This window comes from Xenorhabdus griffiniae, from assembly GCF_037265215.1.
Taxonomy (GTDB): Bacteria; Pseudomonadota; Gammaproteobacteria; order Enterobacterales; family Enterobacteriaceae; genus Xenorhabdus; species Xenorhabdus griffiniae.
The window spans coordinates 457452-477157 of the sequence record NZ_CP147737.1 but is presented as its reverse complement, the minus strand read 5'-3'; the positions used below and the strand labels follow the sequence as shown (position 1 = coordinate 477157).

General features: G+C 48.0%; 5 protein-coding genes. 3 read left to right on the top strand and 2 right to left on the bottom strand.

Annotated elements, in window-relative coordinates:
- Positions 1–183: 183 nt before the first annotated feature.
- The gene (locus WDV75_RS02070) at positions 184–1095 is read left to right on the top strand and encodes a LysR family transcriptional regulator (RefSeq protein ID WP_273559810.1); all 912 of its coding nucleotides are present in this window, start codon (positions 184–186) and stop codon (positions 1093–1095) included.
- Between the two features lie 141 nt (positions 1096–1236).
- On the opposite strand, the gene WDV75_RS02065 is transcribed toward WDV75_RS02070, so the two are convergent.
- Positions 1237–2130, bottom strand: coding sequence for a LysR family transcriptional regulator (locus WDV75_RS02065; protein ID WP_273559811.1), 894 nt, complete (start codon positions 2128–2130; stop codon positions 1237–1239).
- 89 nt (positions 2131–2219) lie between these two features.
- Between WDV75_RS02065 and WDV75_RS02060 the strand changes: the two genes are divergently transcribed.
- Both WDV75_RS02060 and WDV75_RS02055 read left to right on the top strand, forming a co-directional pair.
- The gene (locus tag WDV75_RS02060) at positions 2220–3587 is read left to right on the top strand and encodes an MFS transporter (protein WP_273559813.1); all 1368 of its coding nucleotides are present in this window, start codon (positions 2220–2222) and stop codon (positions 3585–3587) included.
- The gene (locus tag WDV75_RS02055) at positions 3566–3970 is read left to right on the top strand and encodes a nuclear transport factor 2 family protein (protein WP_273559815.1); all 405 of its coding nucleotides are present in this window, start codon (positions 3566–3568) and stop codon (positions 3968–3970) included. Before WDV75_RS02060 ends, WDV75_RS02055 begins: the two co-directional genes overlap by 22 nt.
- Before the next feature lie 227 nt (positions 3971–4197).
- Here the strand turns inward: WDV75_RS02055 and WDV75_RS02050 are convergent, their stop codons facing one another.
- Entirely contained in the window at positions 4198–19650 is a 15453-nt protein-coding gene (locus WDV75_RS02050) for an amino acid adenylation domain-containing protein (RefSeq protein ID WP_420497525.1), read from the bottom strand.
- Positions 19651–19706: the final 56 nt, after the last annotated feature.

Below are 19706 nucleotides of genomic sequence, written 5' to 3'. Positions count from 1 at the left end.
GTTCCTTACCTCGCACGGGGTAGGAAATACGCCTATCATTTTGAAACGCTATTTAGCCTTATTATTCGCACTCAATAATTTACAAATTATTTGCATAAGATTTAAATTGACATAATGTGAAAAAATGAGCGGATAATGTGTTTGTCATTCAATATGCCACTCAATTAATGGAATGGAGAATTTGTGGACAACATTAATAATAAGCTACCCAGCATAAAACAGTTACAATGTTTTTTAGCCGTTGCTCAAGAGCTTAATTTTAGAAGGGCAGCAGAAAGGCTACATATGACACAGCCTCCCCTGACTCGTCATATCAAATGCCTCGAAGAAACTCTCGGTTGTGATCTTTTTACCCGGAATACTCATGAAGTTCATCTGACAAACAACGGGCTGGCACTGGTTGAAAAAGCAACACATCTCATCAATGAATTCACTCTGTTCATGCGTGAAATTAAAAATGAGGTAGTTTATTTACGTATTGGACTTACTTGTACGCTAAATTTTAACAATATATCGGAGCTCCATAATAAGATTAAAGCTCTTATGACAGGAGATGAAATTGACACACCACATCTGGTTTCTAGCCAGCTCTTACATTTTCTTGCAAAAGGTAAAATGGATATTGTTATTATAGGAGAGAAGAGTCTACATAATGAACATGATCTTAAATTTTACTGGCTCTACCGTGAACCCCTTTTGCTTGCAATGCCGTCTTCTCATCCCGCTAGTCTGAAAGAAAAAGTTTCTCTTACAGAGGTTTCAGATCTCCCCCTTTTTTGGTTTTCAAGAAATGCAAATCCTCTTTTTTATGACAAATGTGAAAATTATTTTCAACAATTACCGTTCTTATTAAAGAGATGTAAGGAACCTGATGATTCACTGATCATGCTTTCTGATATTTCAAGAGGAAAAGGAATGGCGCTCATGCCCCGTTCTATATGTATTTCTAATCAAAAAGGACTTTGTTACAGAGAATTAGATGACGTTGCTGCTCAATCTTTGAATATTGATGTCTATGCAGTCATACGTAAGAGTGAAACCAGAGAAATAGTCATTAATAGTTTAAACAGTTTACTTAATAATAAAGAGAACTAAAACAGTATTATTGAAGTGATCAATAAAAATTGGTTACTTCAAATTGAGCGATATACTCCCTTGAATTGAGAATGAAGACTGTTTATTTTTAGTCCATTTTCTCACTCTCCTTGATCCCAAAATTATCACTATTTTTCTTGCTCACATAACCAGGTTTTCTAATAGATAATCTATAAAAAGACGATTCTTACGTTGAAGTTGCACATTATTTGGAAATACAATCGATATTTCCTGCTTTGGTAGATAATATTCAGGGAAAAGTTCTACCAAAGTACCAGATGCTATATCCTCATTGATAAACCATTCTGGTAGTATGGATACGCCTAAACCAGACAAGGTTAGGGAGCGAATTGCAGAAATGTTATTTGAGGCATATTTCACTTTCCCACGGACATTGATCTTGGGATAAATAGGATGATTTAATTCCCATTGAGTTGGGTTTTGTAAGTTAGTGTTGGCAATCCAGTTAACTTTATTCAGATCTATTGGTTCAATAACGGAGTTTTGTTCGATCCAATCTGGGGCAGCCACTAGTTTAATTTTATAAGTAGCCAGATGCCTGCTTTTCAGTGTTGAATCATTTAATATCCCCAGTCGAATCGCAAGATCAATTCTTTCTGTAATTAAATCATTTAAAGTTGAGTCAGCAAAATAACCAACTTCTAATTGAGGATAAATTTTACAGAATTGACTGATTAAAGGAAGAAGAAATTTTTCACCAAACTCAACGGTGGAAGTAATACGTAATTTCCCAGCCAGGGAGTGATGTCGTTCCGCAACATTATCAAAAGCATCCTGAATGTTATTAAATATCTTTTTAAAATCCTCATAAAACTCTCTTCCTGCTTCTGTTAATGCAATGCCTCGAGTATTACGCACTAACAATGGTATGTTTAAATCTTCTTCGAGTGTTTTCACATGAATGCTAGCTACGGCTTTGCTAATAAATAAGGTTTCCGCTGCACGAGTAAAAGATCCGCATTCTACTACGGTAATAAATGTTTGTATCCGGTTGAGATGAGGTTGCATTTTCATTGTTAAATCTAATTAAATTAAATGTTTAAATTAAATTAATAGACTAAATAAGTCAATGGTTATTAAACTTCCCGAACGGAGGTAAAATAATGAGTTATCGCTATCGTATTGCATTAATATTTTTGCTTGGTTTCTTTATTGATTGCATCAATATTTTTATGTCGTCAATTGCTTTGCCCAATATTGCCGATCAAATGTCTGTTTCTGAATCTAGTGTAGCTTGGGTATCCAATAGTTATATTCTGGGTTTGACACTTATTATACCTATTAGTAGCTGGTTAGCTGAACGATTTGGCACACGGCAAATCATGGCAGCTTCGATGCTACTTTTCTCTATAGCTGCTCTGTTTTCTGGTCTGGCGGAACATTTCTATGATTTAGTATTGTGGCGCTTTATTCAAGGACTAGGAGGCGGTTTGTTGATTCCGGTCGGGCAAGCGTTAACCTTTGGGTTGTTTAAAAAACATGAACGGGCAAAAATCTCGACATTGGTTATGACTGTTGCACTCATTGCACCGGCTATTTCCCCGAGTGTTGGAGGGGCTATTGTTGATCACTATAGCTGGAATTGGGTGTTTCTTAGCAATATACCTTTCAGCTTGCTAGCATCCATTCTTTCATTTATTTGGATGCGTAATGAAACAATTTCTGCTCAAAAACCTGATTTAAAGGGGTTGTTATTAGTTAGCTTAGCATTGGTATTTTTGTTATTAGGGCTTTCTATGTACGCTAATGCAACCTCAAAATGGCTGCCAGTTATTTTCTTGACCAGTGGCGCTTTTTTTACTTTGTTTTATATACGACATTACCATCGTGTGCAAAATGCTATTCTGGATCTGTCTGTAATAAAAAATACTCGCATGGGTATTTCAGTATGGATTTATCACTCAATTCCAGGTGTATTTACTGGAGTTAATCTGCTGAATATTTTTTACCTGCAACAACAACTAGGATGGTCAGCGGAAAAAACCGGATCTCTCATGATCTTATATGCTATCGGTGCATTTGGTGCCATATTAATATGTGGACGAATGTATAACCGTTTGGGCGCCTATCGTCTATTTTTATGTGGGATTGTACTTCATGCTATTGGTATTGCTTTCTTAGCTACCATTAATCATGCAAACGATGTATCTGGCTTGATTGTCGCGTATTTGCTGATGGGAATTGGTGGAGGCATTGGTGCTAACACGGCACAGACAACTGCGCTAATGGATTTTACCAATGAAAAATTATCTCGTGCCAGTGTGATTTGGAATATCAATCGTCAAATGTCATTTAGTATTGGCACGGCGTTATTCACCATGATTTTTAATTTATTACAGCAAGGATCTATTTCTACTAATGCGTATCACTTAACTTTTATCCTTGCAGCGATAATCGGTTTATTACCTTTAACCATTCTGCATAATTTAAAAAAACACGCGGAGAAAATATGCGAAAACAAAAAGAGTTAATTGCCTGCCAAAGTGTTATTGATATTCATCAATGGATTGAAAATGTTTTTACCAATAAACAGGAAGATAATTCTGACTCATTGAATAAACTACTAAATAGTTTTACCCCTGATTTTACTATGATCACTTTGGCTGGTCAGCATGTCTCATTAAATCAAGTAAAAGAAATGTTTGTTAACAGTATGGGTTCCAGACCAAATTTTAAAATTGAAGTTGATAACTGTACTGTGATCGCATTCAGTAAAGAATATGTTGCCGTGCGTTATCGTGAAAAACAGACCAAAGATGGCAATACGAATTACCGTTGGTCATTGGCAGTTATCTCATTCCATAATGATCACCCTCAATGGCGTTATTTACACGAAACAGCGATTTCAGAATAAAATTTTACTCAGGCATGGCTAAATATCCAATTATTCAAGTAAATAGGTTTTCATAATACTGAGAGTATCAGATGTTGGCGTTTCTTACCCCGCGCTCCGTGCGGGGTAAGAAATACGCCTATCATTTTGAAACGCTATTTACATTAATCCAAAAAAATAGGCGAGACCAACCATGCTGGTCTCGCGCACAATAATCAGGCTAATTTATATTGATATTATCACTGACATTACACCGCCTCCGCTTCACACGTCGTTGCCAACGCCATACTTAAGGTTTTAGCCAAAATGACTTTATTTTTACTCTCCTCCATCAGGCTAAAGTGATCACCTGGTACAGAGATTAGCTGGAGCAAATAATCAGGCATGATCTGCTTCCAGCCTAACGACGGTTCCATACTCAAAGAAGGTAATGCGGATCCCGTAACGAAAGGAAGTTGCGGATAAGGTTCTGTCGCATAGAACTGGTGGAGCGTTATCGCCAATGTTTGTGGTTCATACTCTTTGACCATTTGCACATAATTTCCCATCTGTTCCCAACGTCTTGCGATCAAGTCAGGATGCAGGTTTGCCGGGTATAGTCCCAATTCCTGCGCTGCGGCAATAAATTGCACCAAATTCAGTTTATCAATTCTCTGATGCAATACAGCAATCTCCTCTTCATGTTCCCCGCCCGACTGTTTTGCCAGTTCAACAAGAAAGTGGAGTTTTGGTTGAATAACCTGCTGCTTGAAGCAGTGAGGAGCCGGCGTATCAATCAAACCCAGAAAATCGACGGTCTCACCGGCATTTAAAAGTTGCTGGGCAATGGCATAGGCCAGTACGCCACCAGAAGAGTAACCGTAGATCCGGTATCGGCCTTCCGGTTGAACAGCCTTCATAAAGGTGATCATTTTGGCAGCCAACTCCTCAAGAGCCGATATTGCCTCGTCATTGATGGACGGCCAGGGCAGGGCATAAATCGGATAGTCCGACTGAATATGTTTTGCTAATCCAAAGACATAGGAGTAATCGTACATACCACTAGGCACAAAGAATAACGGCGGCTCCGTTCCGAAGGGTCGCACAGGTATCGCGCTGCTTTGCGGCTGGGACAGTGGATCTAATGTGATTTTTGATACCAGTTCAGCCAGCACAGGGAATTGGAATAGGTTATTCAATGTACACATCAAACCACGACCTGCGGCAAGGTTTATCATCCGCATAGCAAGCAGCGAGTGTCCCCCCAACGCAAAGAAATTGTCATATCGGCCTATTTGCTCAACCTCCAACAATTCACGCCAGATAGCAGCCATTGCGATCTCAACCTCCCCCAGCGGCGCTTCATAGGCTTGATGAACAAAGGCATTCTGATCAGGCTCCGGCAGTGCCTGACGATCCAACTTACCGTTAGGACTTAGCGGAAATGCATCCAGACGGACAAAAGCAGCCGGCACCATGTAGTCAGGCAACAGTGCTCTCAAATGGCTATACAAACAGGTTGTCAGGCCATCATCCGCCGGTGCCACCACATAAGCTACCAGACGTTTATCCTGCCCCTCACCCAAAGCCAGGACGATAGCTTCACGCACGGTCGGGTACTCCATCAGCCGAGCTTCGATTTCACCCGGCTCAACACGGAATCCCCGAATTTTCACTTGCTGGTCATTACGGCCAATAAATACTAAGTTACCATCCGGCAAGTAACGGGCCAAATCACCGGTGCGGTACATCCGTGCATCCGGTATCTGACTAAAAGGATCCGTCAGAAAACGTTCAGCCGTCAGATCAGGGCGATTGAGATAGCCACGTGCTACACCATCACCACCAATATACAACTCGCCGACCGCTCCCAGTGGAACCGGCTGGCCGCAATCATCCAGCAGATAAGCACAGGTGTTGGCTGTCGGACGTCCGATAGGCGTTAATGTATCGATATAATCTGCCGGACAACGCCAGGTGGTGGCACATACCGTGATTTCTGTCGGACCGTAGGCATTGAACAGCGTGGCACGGCCACACAGTGACTGAAGTAGCGCCGCACCAGGAGCTTCTCCGCCCAGTATCAACGTTGGTCTTATGTTTATCTCTGGTAAATCTGCGCCATCCCTGAGCAAAGCCGGTGGCAGGCAGGCATGAGTCACCGCCTGTTCTTCCAGATAATGCCAAAGGCGGAGTGGATCCTGACGAACCGCGTCGACAGGAATATCCAAGGTGGCACCACCACACAATGCCATCATGATTTCCCAGACGCTGGCATCGAAACCAAATGAGGCGAATTGCAACATCCGGCTATGAGAATGAATGTCAAACTGGCTGATTTTATCTCGGATAAGGTTGACCAACCCACGATGTTCAACCATCACTCCTTTCGGCATACCGGTCGAGCCAGAAGTATAAATCACATAGGCCAGATGCCGTGGAGTTAACGCTGGGATCTGCGGATTGTTATCCGGTTGGTCAGACAGAGTGTTCGGGTCAAGTACGGTTAATTTCGCCAGTGCTTCTTCACCCAATGCAGCACGCCCGATATTATCCGCCAGTACTACCAACGGAGCAGCATCATTCAGCATATACGCCAGACGATCACCCGGATAGGCGGGATCCAGTGGTACGTAGGCGCCACCCGCTTTCAGTACTGCCAATAGCGCCACCACCATCGCTGGCGAACGGGTCACACAAATCGCCACCCGCTGATCCGGTACTACCCCCAGAGAGATAAGCTGATGAGCGAGTCGGTTGGCCTGAACATTCAGTTTCGCATAGCTGAAGATCTGCTCCCGATGTCTCATCGCTGTAGCATTTGGGGTTTTCTCCACCTGTTGCTCAACCCACTGATGGATACACATTTGCTCGGAATAGGCTATTTCCGTCGCATTCCGCGTTTCCAGCAACAACTTACGTTCCGCCGGCGACAAAATATCAATTTCCCTGACGGGTTGTTGTGGATTAGCCACCATGACTTGCAATACGGTGTGCAGATAACCCACATACCGCTCGATTGTCTGTTGATCAAACAAGGCCGTTGCATAATTCAGAGTACCTGCAATTCTGCCTTCTTCCTCAAACAGGTTAAGTTCAAGATCAAACTTAACCACATCAAAACCCTGATCAACCGGCAAGACTTCCAGCTCTGGCAATTTCCACTCTATTCTCTCATTGTTCTGCCAGGCAAACATCACCTGAAACAGCGGGGTATGCGCCAGTCTGCGCGGTGGTTGCACAATTTCCAGCACCTGTTCAAACGGCAGATCCTGATTATCCTGTGCTGCCAACGCAGTTTGCCGTACACGCGCAAGTAATTCCGCCACATCCGGCGTGCCCGATAAGTCGATACGTAAAGCCAATACATTGACAAAGAAACCCACCAAGGATTCAATTTCCTGACGACCACGGCCAGCAAAAGGTGTGCCGATAACGAGATCACTCTGGCCTGACAGACGTGACAGAACCATCGCCCAAGCTGACAGAATGGTTATGAATAACGTTGTCCCTTGCTGTTCACTCAGGCGCTTGAGGGATTTCGTTAACACTTCATCCAGATTGATAGGCAATGAACTCCCTATAAACGATTGCTGGGGGGGACGTGGCCGATCGGTTGGTAAATCAAGCAGTACCGGTGTACCAGCCAACATGGTACGCCAACAGTCAGATTGGGACTGTAAGCGCTCACCCGAAAGCCACTGACGCTGCCATGCCGCATAATCAGGATACTGAATCATCAACGGCGGTAGTGGATCAGGTTGACCGGTCACAAAAGCTGTATAGAGGGCACTTAGCTCTGTGTTCAGTATTCCCAAAGACCAGCCATCAAAAATAATATGATGTAAGATCAACAGAAATACATAATCATTGTCCGCCAGCTGTATCAAACTGGAGCGGATTAATGGCCCCTGTGCAAGATCAAACGATCGCCCAAACTCCTCCATACACAAACGTTTAAGTTGTCCATCCGCATCAGGTACGCCACGCAGATCATATTGCTTCATGGATAGACCGGGTTCAGGCGGTAATAGCTTGACTTGGGGTTGGCCGTCAACCGTCACAATGACAGAACGCAAGGCTTCGTGGCGGGCAAACAACGCATTCAGCGCCTGCTGCCAGGCAGCGATATCAAACTGACCACGCACACGCTGTATTACAGGAATATGGTAAGTATCACTCACCCTTTCAAACTGCGAAATGAACCACAAATGATGCTGGCTAAACGACAGTGGCAGAGCACTCTCGCGAGATACCGGAGTAATCTCAGGCAACCTGTCACTATCCTCATTACATTGTGCGTAAATTCTCTCCGCAAAAGCAGCCAGAGTAGGTGCCATAAACAAGGTAACAAGCGGAAGCTCAGCACCGAAAGCGGCTACACGATTCATCACTCGCGCAGCCATCAATGAATGCCCTCCCAACGCGAAGAAATTATCATGTCGACTAATCTGCTCAACCCCTAACACCTCACGCCAGATAGCCGCTAATGCCGTTTCTACTTCCCCTTGTGGCGCTTCATACACCTGACGGGCAAAGTCTTCCTCTCCCGGAGCTGGCAATGCCCGACGATCCAACTTGCCGTTAGAAGTTAGCGGGAAAGCGCTCAAACAGACGAAAGCCGCCGGCACCATATAATCAGGTAACAGGGCACTCAAATGCTCACGCAGGCTCGCTGCCAATCCGCCATGCGATTCTGCTAACACATAAGCGACCAAACGTTTATCCTGCCCATCACCCAGCGCTAATACCTGCGCTTCACGTACCGCAAAATGTTCTGTCAGCCGAGCTTCAATTTCCCCCGGTTCAATTCGAAAACCACGGATTTTAATTTGCTGATCATTACGCCCCACAAATTCCAGATTGCCATCCGGCAGATAGCGGGCTAAATCGCCGGTTCGATACATGCGCGCCGCCGGTTTATCACTAAAAGGATCCGCCAGGAAGCGTTCAGCTGTAAGTTCAGGCCGATTAAGATAACCACAGGCAACACCGTCTCCACCAACATAAATCTCACCGATCGCCCCCAGTGGCACTGGCTGACCATAAGTGTTCAATAAATAGAGGCGTGTGTTAGCGATGGGTCGGCCAATGGGAAGTTTTGTCATCCCTTCCGGCAATTCAGTGATACGGTATGTCGTGGTAAACGTCGTTCCTTCACTCGGCCCATAGCCATTCAATAACTGCTGAGGTGGGCTATTACGCAGGACCTGAGCGATCACATGCGGATTTAGAACATCCCCTCCGACAATCAAGATATTGATCTGTGGGAGAACCGCAGACAACTCCGCTGCCAGTCGGTTAAACAATCCAACCGTCAACCACAGGACAGTGATCCGGTGAACCTGTAAACTCTGAACAAACGCCTGTGGCGTCAATAAGGTCGCGTGGTCGATGACCACCAGCGCGCCACCATTGAGCAAAGGCGTCCAGACTTCGAAGGTACTGGCGTCGAAAGCCGGGTTAGCGGTAAAGGCCACTCGGTCAGCCTGTCCGGTTTCAGCATAACCATTATTGATAACCAACCGAACCACCGCCCGATGAGGCACTACCACGCCCTTTGGTGTACCAGTAGAGCCAGAGGTATACATGATATACGCCGCTCCCGTGCTGGAAGCGGGTAAATCAAGATTGAGGCGATCTTCTTCCCTGATGGTGCTCATCTCACCAGAGAAACGAAATATCGGCACAGTCAGGAGATCAGCCGAAATATCAGCCCACATATCGGTGAGCAGCAATTTGGCTGAACAATCTTTTATCAACCAACTCTTCCGCTCGTCCGGTACACCCGGATCAATCGGGACATACACCGCACCCGCCTTGAGAATAGCTAACTGAGCCACGACCAGCTCAATAGATCGCTCTAACAAGAGCGCAACATGTTCCCGCGGATAAACCCCTTGCTCAATTAACTGACGAGCCAGCCGGTTAGCACGGATATTTAATTCCGCATAGCTAATGGCTTGGTTTTCATAGACCAATGCCGTGGCATCCGGGGCATTCTCCACCTGTTGTTCAAACAATTGATGAATGCACAGTTGATCAGGATAGGGTGTTTCGGTCGCATTCCAGGTTTTCAGCAATAATGTGCGCTCTGTTTCCGGCAAAATTTCCAACATCTGTACCGGCGTTTCTGGCGTCTGTTCAAGTGCTTCTACCAGACTCTCCAGAGCCTGCTGCATGTAACCGCATATCCTTTCTGGATCAAAAGGTTGCACTACCTGAGTCGTCAGCCCCAAATCGGAACCACCATCTTCTACCGACAATACAAACGGGTAGTTAGTCCGTTCTTGTGCCCCAAGGAATTCAATTCCGCTGATGATTTCATCTGATGTGATTGGCTGGGTATTATGCCGATAATTTAACAGCGCATTGAACAGCGGTGTCCCACTCGCTACCCCACTGCAACGTTGAGCCAGCGCCAGTGATGCATGTTCATGCGCTAATAGCCCTGCCAATCGGTTATGGGCAGCCTGTACGCTCTCTCGCACCGGAGTTTCATCTATATCCAACCGTAACGGCAAGGTATTAATAAACAGCCCCATGCCATTGTCGGCACCTTCGCCAGCCTGCATACGCCCAAACAGCACTGTGCCAAATACCACTTGCCTCTGACCACTGGTACGCGACAATACCTGCGCCCAGGCCAAATGGCACAGCGCCGCCACACTGACGCCCAAACGCCGAGCCAAATTACGCAGGCGGTTATTCAGTGCAGGCGGCAGCATTCTGTGCGATTCTGTCACCTGTGAGCCGTCATGGTGTACTTCCGTCAATCCGAATGGCAGCGTAGGCTCATCCACCGCCGCCAGCATATTGGTAAAGAAGCGGGTATGTTCTTCCTGACTGATCCCCAACCGCGACTGAGCGACCAAAGTACGAAAAGGTACTGGCGCAGGCAAACTGTCTCCCCATCCGGTAAGATACGCCTGCACTTCGCTGTTCATCACTTCCAGCGTGGTATGGTCACCAATGAGGTGATGTAACAGTTGCAACAAGATCCAGCGGCCATCAATATCCTGTGCAATAACAAAGCGCAACAACGGTGCCTGACTCAGATCAATACGATACTGGCACGGATCAAAGCGTTGGAATAGTTGGTCACTGATCGCGCCGTCAGCCGGATTGAGTGTCAATTCTGTGATGAATAAGGGAACTTGACGACAAACCACCTGAGCCGGAGCGGATAATCCTTCCCAGATAAAAGCGGTTCGCAGGATATCATGGCGATCAACCACCTGTTGAACGGCGGCCAGATAACGATCCAGCAAAGACCGATCGGCAAACATCTGTTGGGTTAACAGAAGATAAGGATCGCCTTCATTTGCCAGCAAATGGTGGAATAAAATGCCATCCTGTAACGGAGACAAGGCATAGATATCCTGAATGTTAGCCATCCCACCCGATATCTGATCAACAATACAGTCAATTTCACCCTGACTGAGGTTAATCAGCGGCAACATCTCCGGTGTTAACACGGACGTATCCGGTGTAATACGGTTCTCAGGCACCTTGATCTCACAATGCTGAGACAAAGACTGAGCCAGCACACTCAATGTCGGATGCTGGAATAGCGCTTGTACCGAGATACCCAACCCCATACACCGCAAACGCTCAATCATCCGCACTGCCAACAGGGAGTGCCCCCCCAGAGCAAAGAAGCTGTCGTGCCGGCTGATCTTCTCAACTTCCAGCAATTCACACCAAATGGCCGCTAATGCTATTTCTATCTCCCCTTGCGGGGCTTCATAGACCTGACGGGCAAAGGCTTTCTCGCCTGGTGCGGGCAGCGCCTGGCGATCCAGCTTACCGTTTGGCGTCAGCGGAAACGCATCCAGACGTACAAAAGCCGTCGGCACCATATAATCCGGCAACCGCGCACTCAAATGTTCACGCAGACTGGCGGCCAATCCATCATCAGTTTGTGCCACCACATAAGCCACCAAGCGTTTATTCTGTCCATCACCCAACGCCACGACCAATGCTTCACTCACCAACGGGTGTTCAGTCAACCGAGTTTCAATTTCTCCCAATTCAATTCGGAAGCCACGGATTTTAACCTGTTGGTCATTACGGCCAACAAATACCAAATTGCCATCCGGCAGGTAACGAGCCAAATCGCCGGTGCGGTACATCCGTGCATCCGGTATCTGGCTAAAAGGGTCCGTCAGGAAACGTTCAGCCGTCAGATCAGGGCGATTGAGATAGCCTCGGGCTATACCAACACCGCCAATATGTAATTCACCTACGGCGCCCAGCGGCACCGGCTGACCATGTTTGTCCAATAGATAGACGCGTTTGTTCACTGTCGGTCTACCGATGGGAATTAATCCCCCTGTATAGTCTGACGGGCAATTCCAGGTGGTAGCGCAAACGGTGATTTCCGTCGGGCCATAGGCATTGAATAGCGTGGCCTGACAGTTTAATGTCTGGATTAGCGTCGGACTAGGTGCTTCACCGCCCAGTATCACGGTCGGCTTTATCGTCAGCATGGGTAAATCCGCACCATCCCGCAGCAGCGCAGGTGTCAAACAAGCGTGCGTCACCGATTGCTCTTCCAAATAATGCCAGAGAAGGTGCGGGTCTTGCCGGATTGTTTCCGTCGGAATAACCAGCATAGCCCCACTGCCCAACGTCATCATGATTTCCCAGACGCTGGCATCGAAGCCAAATGAGGCAAACTGCAACATCCGGCTGGTGACACCAATATCAAACTGAGCAATGTGTTCCAGCGTCAGGTTAACCAGACTCTGATGTTCAATCATCACCCCTTTCGGTCTGCCAGTGGAGCCGGATGTGTAGATCACATACGCCAGATGCCGTGAGGTGAGATTAGGGATCTGTGGGTTATTGTCTGACTGATCCGGCAGAGTATTTGGATCGAGTACAGTTAACGTCGTCAGTGCTTCTTCACCCAATGCAGCCCGTCCAATATGATCCGCCAGCAAAACTGTTGGCGCAGCATCAGTCAGCAGGTAAGCCAGACGTTCGCCCGGATAAGCCGGATCTAATGGCACATATGCCCCGCCCGCTTTCAACACCGCCAGCAATCCCACGATCCTCTCCAGTGATCGGGTCACACAAATGGCTACGGGTTGATCGGGGATGACACCTAATGCCATCAGTTGATGTGCTAATCGGTTGGCACGGGCATTCAATTCAGCATAGCTGAGCGCCTGGTTTTCATACCTTACCGCTATCGCATCTGGGGTTCGCTCTACCTGTTGTTCAATCAACTGATGAATACACAATTGTTCAGGATATGGTGCTACGGTTGCATTCCAGGTTTCCAGCAACAACTGGCGCTCTACGGGTGCCAGAATATTCATTTCCCCGACTGGCTGCTGAATATCCGCGACCATCGCTTGCAGTATTGTGTGCAAATATTCAACGTGTCGTTCGATTGTCGATTGATCAAACAAAGCGGTTGAGTAACCAAGATAACCGACAATCCGCTCTTCCTCTTCAAACAAGTTAAGTTCAAGATCAAATTTAACGACATCAAGGGCCTGCTCGAACGGTGAAATTGTCAGCCCCGGCAATCGCCATTCCACAATCTCATTGCTCTGCCAGGCAAACATCACCTGAAACAACGGGGTATGTGCCAGCCTACGCGGTGGTTGTACGATTTCTACCACTTGTTCAAACGGCAAATCTTGATGCTCCTGTGCCGCCAGCGCGGTTTTCCGCACACGCGCCAGTAACTCCGCCACATTAGGCTCACCCGATAAGTCAATACGCAAGGCCAAGGTATTAACAAAGAAACCAATCAAGGATTCTACTTCCCAACGACTGCGACCGGCACAAGGTGTACCAATAACCACATCATCCTGACCTGACAGACGCGACAGAACTATTGACCAGGCTGATAGCAAGGTCATAAATAACGTGGCTCCCTGTTGTTCACTCAGACGCTTAAGAGATGCTGTTAACTCTGCGTCCAGATTGATAGGCCACAGGTTCCCGGCAAACAACTGTTCAGGCGGACGTGGTCGATCAGTTGGCAAATCCAGCAAAACTGGCGCGTCAGCCAATACCCTGCGCCAATAATCGGATTGAACCTGAATCCTTTCTGCAGAAAGCCACTGACGCTGCCATGCCGCATAATCAGGGTATTGGATCATCAACGGCGGCAATGGATTAGGTTGTTGGTTTAAACAGGCTGAATAAAGTGCATTTAGTTCTGATTTCAATATTCCTAAAGACCAGCCATCAGACACAATATGGTGTTGGGTCAGCAGGAAGACATACTCATCGTCAGCCAGTTGTATCAGAACAGAACGAATTAAGGGATCACAGGCAAGATTAAACGGCATTTTAGCTTCCTGCTCACACAAACGTTTAAGCTGTTCATCCACCTCAAGCACTTTACGTAAATCGTATTTTTTCATCGGCAAACCAAAGTCCGCCGGCAGGAGTTCAACCTGTGGCTGCTCATTTACCGTGATAAAAATGGAACGTAATGCTTCATGGCGCGCAAACAGGTGATTCAACGCCTGCTGCCAGGCATGAATATCAAGCTGGCCCCGTAAACGCAGTGCTAACGGAATATGGTAGGTATCACTCATCCCCTCAAACTGTGCCAAGAACCACAGACGCTGTTGTGCGAACGACAGGGGCAGCGCTCTATCATGGGGTGTCGGAGTGATGGCAGGCAATGCCCCACTTTGTTCATAAAGATGCTCATCAACCACCTTAGCAAAAGCCAGCAAGACAGGCGATTTAAACAATGTAGTCAGCGGCAGTTCGGCACCTAAAGCCGCGACACGGTTCATCACCCGCATCGCCAACAGCGAATGGCCCCCCAGAGCAAAGAAATTGTCATGCCGACTAATCTGTTCAACCCCTAACACCTCACGCCAGATAGTCGCTAATGCCGTTTCTACTTCCCCTTGTGGCGCTTCATAAACCTGACGGGCAAAGTCTTCCTCCCCCGGCATCGGTAATGCCCGACGATCCAACTTACCGTTTGGCGTCAACGGGAATTCATCCAGACGTACAAAAGCCGCCGGCACCATATAATCAGGTAAGATTGCGCTTAAGTGGGCACGCAGGTTGTTGATTAATCCATCATCTGCTTGCGCTATGATATAGGCGACCAGCCGTTTGTCCTGCCCGTCACCTAACACCAGCACCGCAGCCTCACGCACCGCAGTGTACTCCTTCAAGCGCGCTTCAATTTCCCCTGGTTCAATCCGAAAACCACGGATTTTGACCTGCTGATCATTACGGCCAAAAAATTCCAGATTGCCATCCGGCAGATAGCGGGCTAAATCGCCGGTTCGATACATGCGCGCCGCCGGTTTATCACTAAAAGGATCAACCAGGAAGCGTTCAGCTGTGAGTTCAGGTCGATTCAAATAACCACAGGCAACACCGTCTCCACCAATATAAATCTCACCGATCGCCCCCAGTGGTACTGGTTGGCCATAAGCGTTCAATAAATAGAGGCGTGTGTTAGCGATGGGTCGGCCAATGGGAAGTTTTGTCATCCCTTCCGGCAATTCAGTGATACGGTATGTCGTGGTAAACGTCGTTCCCTCACTCGGTCCATAGCCATTCAATAACTGCTGAGGCGGGCTATTACGCAGGACCTGAGCGATCACATGCGGATTTAGAACATCCCCTCCGACAATCAAGATATTGATCTGTGGGAGAACCGCAGACAACTCCGCTGCCAGTCGGTTAAACAATCCAACCGTCAGCCACAGGACAGTGATCCGGTGAACCTGTAAACTCTGAACAAACGCCTGTGGCGTCAATAAGGTCGCGTGGTCGATGACCACCAGCGCGCCACCATTGAGCAAAGGCGTCCAGACTTCGAAGGTACTGGCGTCGAAAGCCGGGTTAGCGGTAAAGGCTACTCGGTCAGCCTGTCCGGTTTCAGCATAACCATTATTGATAACCAACCGAACCACCGCCCGATGAGGCACTACCACGCCCTTTGGTGTACCAGTAGAGCCAGAGGTATACATGATATACGCCGCTCCCGTGCTGGAAGCGGGTAAATCAAGATTGAGGCGATCTTCTTCCCTGATGGTACTCATCTCACCAGAGAAACGAAATATCGGCACAGTCAGGAGGTCAGCCGAAATATCAGTCCACATATCGGTGAGCAGCAATTTGGCTGAACAATCTTTTATCAACCAACTCTTCCGCTCGTCCGGTACACCCGGATCTATCGGGACATACACCGCACCCGCCTTGAGAATAGCTAACTGAGCCACGACCAGCTCAATAGATCGCTCTAACAAGAGCGCAACATGTTCCCCCGGATAAATCCCTTGCTCAATTAACTGACGAGCCAGCCGGTTAGCACGGATATTCAGTTCCATATAACTGAGGGTTTGATCTCCCGCTATCAGCGCTGTAGCAACCGGCGTTTTCTCTGCTTGTTGTTCAAACAACTGATGAATGCATAACTGCCCAGGATACGGTGTTTCAGTTGCGTTCCAGGTTTCCAGCAATAACGTACGTTCCGTTGCAGGCAAAATGTTCAGTTCCCGTACCGGTGTTTCTGGTGCTTGCTCTAGCGCTTCTGCCAGACTGGTCAGCGCCTGTTGCATATAACCACATACCCGATCCGGCTCAAATGGCTGTACTACCTGGGCAGTCAGCCCCAGAGTAGAACCGCCATCCTCTACCGACAGCACTAACGGATAGTTGGTTCGCTCCTGTTCACCCAGAAATTCGATACCCGGTACAACCTCATGTGGTATCAGCGGCTGCTCATTATGTCGGTAGTTCAACAGGGCGCTAAATAGTGGCGTGCCACCCGCTACACCACTGCAACGTTGGGCCTGCGCCAGTGAAGTATGCTCATAATCCAGCAATCCGGCCAACCGAGACTGTGCCAGCCGTACACTGTCGTGCACCGGTGTATCATCCATATCCAGTCGCAACGGCAAGGTATTGATAAACAGCCCCATGCCGCTATCAACCCCTTCCCCCGCCGCCATACGCCCAAACAGCACCGTGCCAAACACCACTTTTTCCTGACCACTGGTCTGCGACAACACCTGCGCCCAAGCTAAATGACACAATGTTGCTACACTGACGCCCAGACGTTTTGCCTGTTGACGAAGACGGTTGTTTAATTCCGGCGATAACATCCGGTGTGATTGTGTAACCTGCGAACCATCACAATGCACTTCGGTGAGACCAAACGGCAGCGTCGGCTCATCCACGTCAGCCAACATATCAGTAAAGAAACGGGTATGTTCTGCTTGATTGGCATTCAATCGAGCCTGCGCCACCAGATTGCGGAAAGGCACCGGTACTGGCAAGTTGTCATCTTGCCCGGCAAGACAAACTTGCACTTCGCGGTGCATCACTTCCATTGTCGTATGATCGCCAATCAGATGATGCTGCAATTGCAGCACATGCCAGCGGCCATCCGTTTCTTGTGCTGCTGTTTCTTGTGCTACTGTTTCTTGTGCTACTACAAAGCGCAACAATGGAGCCTGACTCAGATCAAAACGGTACTGACGTGGGTCAAAGCGGTGAGCCAATTGCTCACCCACTGGCCCATCAGCCGGATCCAGAGTCAGTTCAGTGACCGATAAAGGCGCTTGACGCCAAACCACCTGCGCCGGTGCAGGTAATCCCTGCCAGATAAATGCGGTTCGCAAGATATCATGGCGATCAACCACCTGTTGCACGGCTGCCAGATAGCGATCCAGCAGCGTCCGGTCAGAAAAAATCATCGGGTAGGCCAACAGATAAGGGTCACCTTCCTTCGCCAGCAGATGGTGAAATAAGATACCGTCCTGCAACGGCGACAGGGCATAAATATCCTGAATATTAGCGATCCCATCCGGCACCTGTTCAACAATGTTGTCAATCTCAGACTGGGACAGATCAATCAGTGGCAACATTGCGGGTGTCAGCACGGTGGTCGCTGGGGTAATGACATTCGGCGGTACGACTACAGCCTGATGTTGTTCCAATGCCTGGGCCAGTTCTGACAACACCGGACATTGAAACAGGTTACGGGCGGCCAGTGTCAATCCCAGGTTATGCAGGCGTTCAATCATCCGGATACCGAGCAAAGAGTGACCGCCCAGCGCAAAGAAACTATCATGTCGGCTTATTCGTTCAATACCCAGTAATTCGCGCCAAAGGGTCGCCAGAATAATTTCCTTTTCTCCTAACGGTGCGGCATAAACCTGACGGGCGAAGGCATCCTCCCCTGGTGCTGGCAACGCTCGGCGATCCAATTTACCATTCGGCGTCAATGGGAATTCATCCAGACGCACAAAGGCCGCCGGTAGCATATAATCCGGCAACCGCGCACTCAGGTGTTCACGCAGGCGAACAGCCAAACCGTCACTCTCTTGGGTCAGCACATAGGCAACCAGTTGTTTGTCTTGTCCCTCTCCTAACGCCAGCACCACCGCTTCACGTATTGCCGGATACTCCACCAGTCGAGCTTCAATTTCTCCCGGTTCAATCCTGAAACCGCGGATTTTCACCTGTTGGTCGTTACGGCCCAAAAATTCAAGATTGCCGTCCGGCAGATAGCGGGCTAAATCGCCGGTGCGATACATACGTGCATTCGGTTTATTGCTAAATGGATCGGGGAGAAAGCGTTCAGCAGTCAGTTCAGGGCGATTGAGATAACCGCAGGCCACTCCGTCACCCCCGATATAAATCTCACCGGTCATCCCCAATGGCACCGGCTGGCCGTCAGTATCCAGCAAATAAATTCGGGTGTTGGCAATAGGCCGACCAATAGGAATTGAAGTTGTACCCGATGTTAAGCCGTGAATAGGGTAAGTCGTGGTAAACGTGGTTCCCTCACTCGGACCGTAGGCATTCAATAACTTTTGTGGCGGGTTTTTACGCAGCACTTGAGCAATGATATGCGGATCGAGGACATCCCCTCCCACCAGCAGTATTTTAAGCTGAGGCCACACTGGGGATAGTTCCTCCGCCAGCCGGTTAAACAGCCCGACACTCATCCACAGAACCGTAATGCGATGCGCCTGTAACGCCTGAACAAAATCCCGCGGTGTCAGCAACGTAGTATGATCAATAACCACCAGCGCAGCACCGTTAAGCAACGGCGCCCAAACTTCAAAGGTACTGGCATCGAAAGCGGGATTAGCGGCGAAGGCAATCCGGTCATTAGGTTCGATATCAGCATAGCCATTATTGATAACCAACCGGACCACAGCCCGATGAGGCACGATGACGCCTTTTGGTGTCCCCGTCGAACCAGAGGTGTACATGATATACGCGGGTTCGGCACTGGCTCCCGATAAATCAAGATTGCAGTGATCTTCTGCCTGAATCGGCTCTGTCTCGCCGGTAAGACGGAACCGCGGGACAAGCAATTCAGCGGGGATCGCCGTCTGCATATCCGTTAGCAGTAATTTGGCGGCACAATCGTTTATCAGCCAGTTTTTCCGCTCATCCGGTACATTGGGATCGACAGGGACATAAACCGCCCCCGCCTTAAAGATAGCTAACTGAGCCACCACCAGTTCAATTGAGCGTTCTAACAAGATCGCTACGTGGTCACCCAGGCAAACCCCTTGTTCAATCAGTTGGCAAGCCAATCTGTTGGCTCTGGCGTTCAGGTCCGCATAGCTCAGAGTCTGATCGCCAGCGATTAATGCGGTGGCAATCGGGGTTTTCTCTGCTTGTTGTTCAAACAACTGATGAATGCATACATGGTCAGGATAGGGAGTTTCCGTGGCGTTCCAAGTTTCCAGCAACCCCGCTTTAAGGGTATTTTCCGTGCTGGTAATACTGTCTTTCATTTACTTACTAC

Coding starts and splice junctions, on each gene's coding strand:
- WDV75_RS02065 (WP_273559811.1), bottom strand. CDS start 2,130: ATGAAAATGCAACCTCATCTCAACCGGATACAAACATTTATTACCGTA.
- WDV75_RS02060 (WP_273559813.1), top strand. CDS start 2,220: ATGAGTTATCGCTATCGTATTGCATTAATATTTTTGCTTGGTTTCTTT.
- WDV75_RS02055 (WP_273559815.1), top strand. CDS start 3,566: ATGCGAAAACAAAAAGAGTTAATTGCCTGCCAAAGTGTTATTGATATT.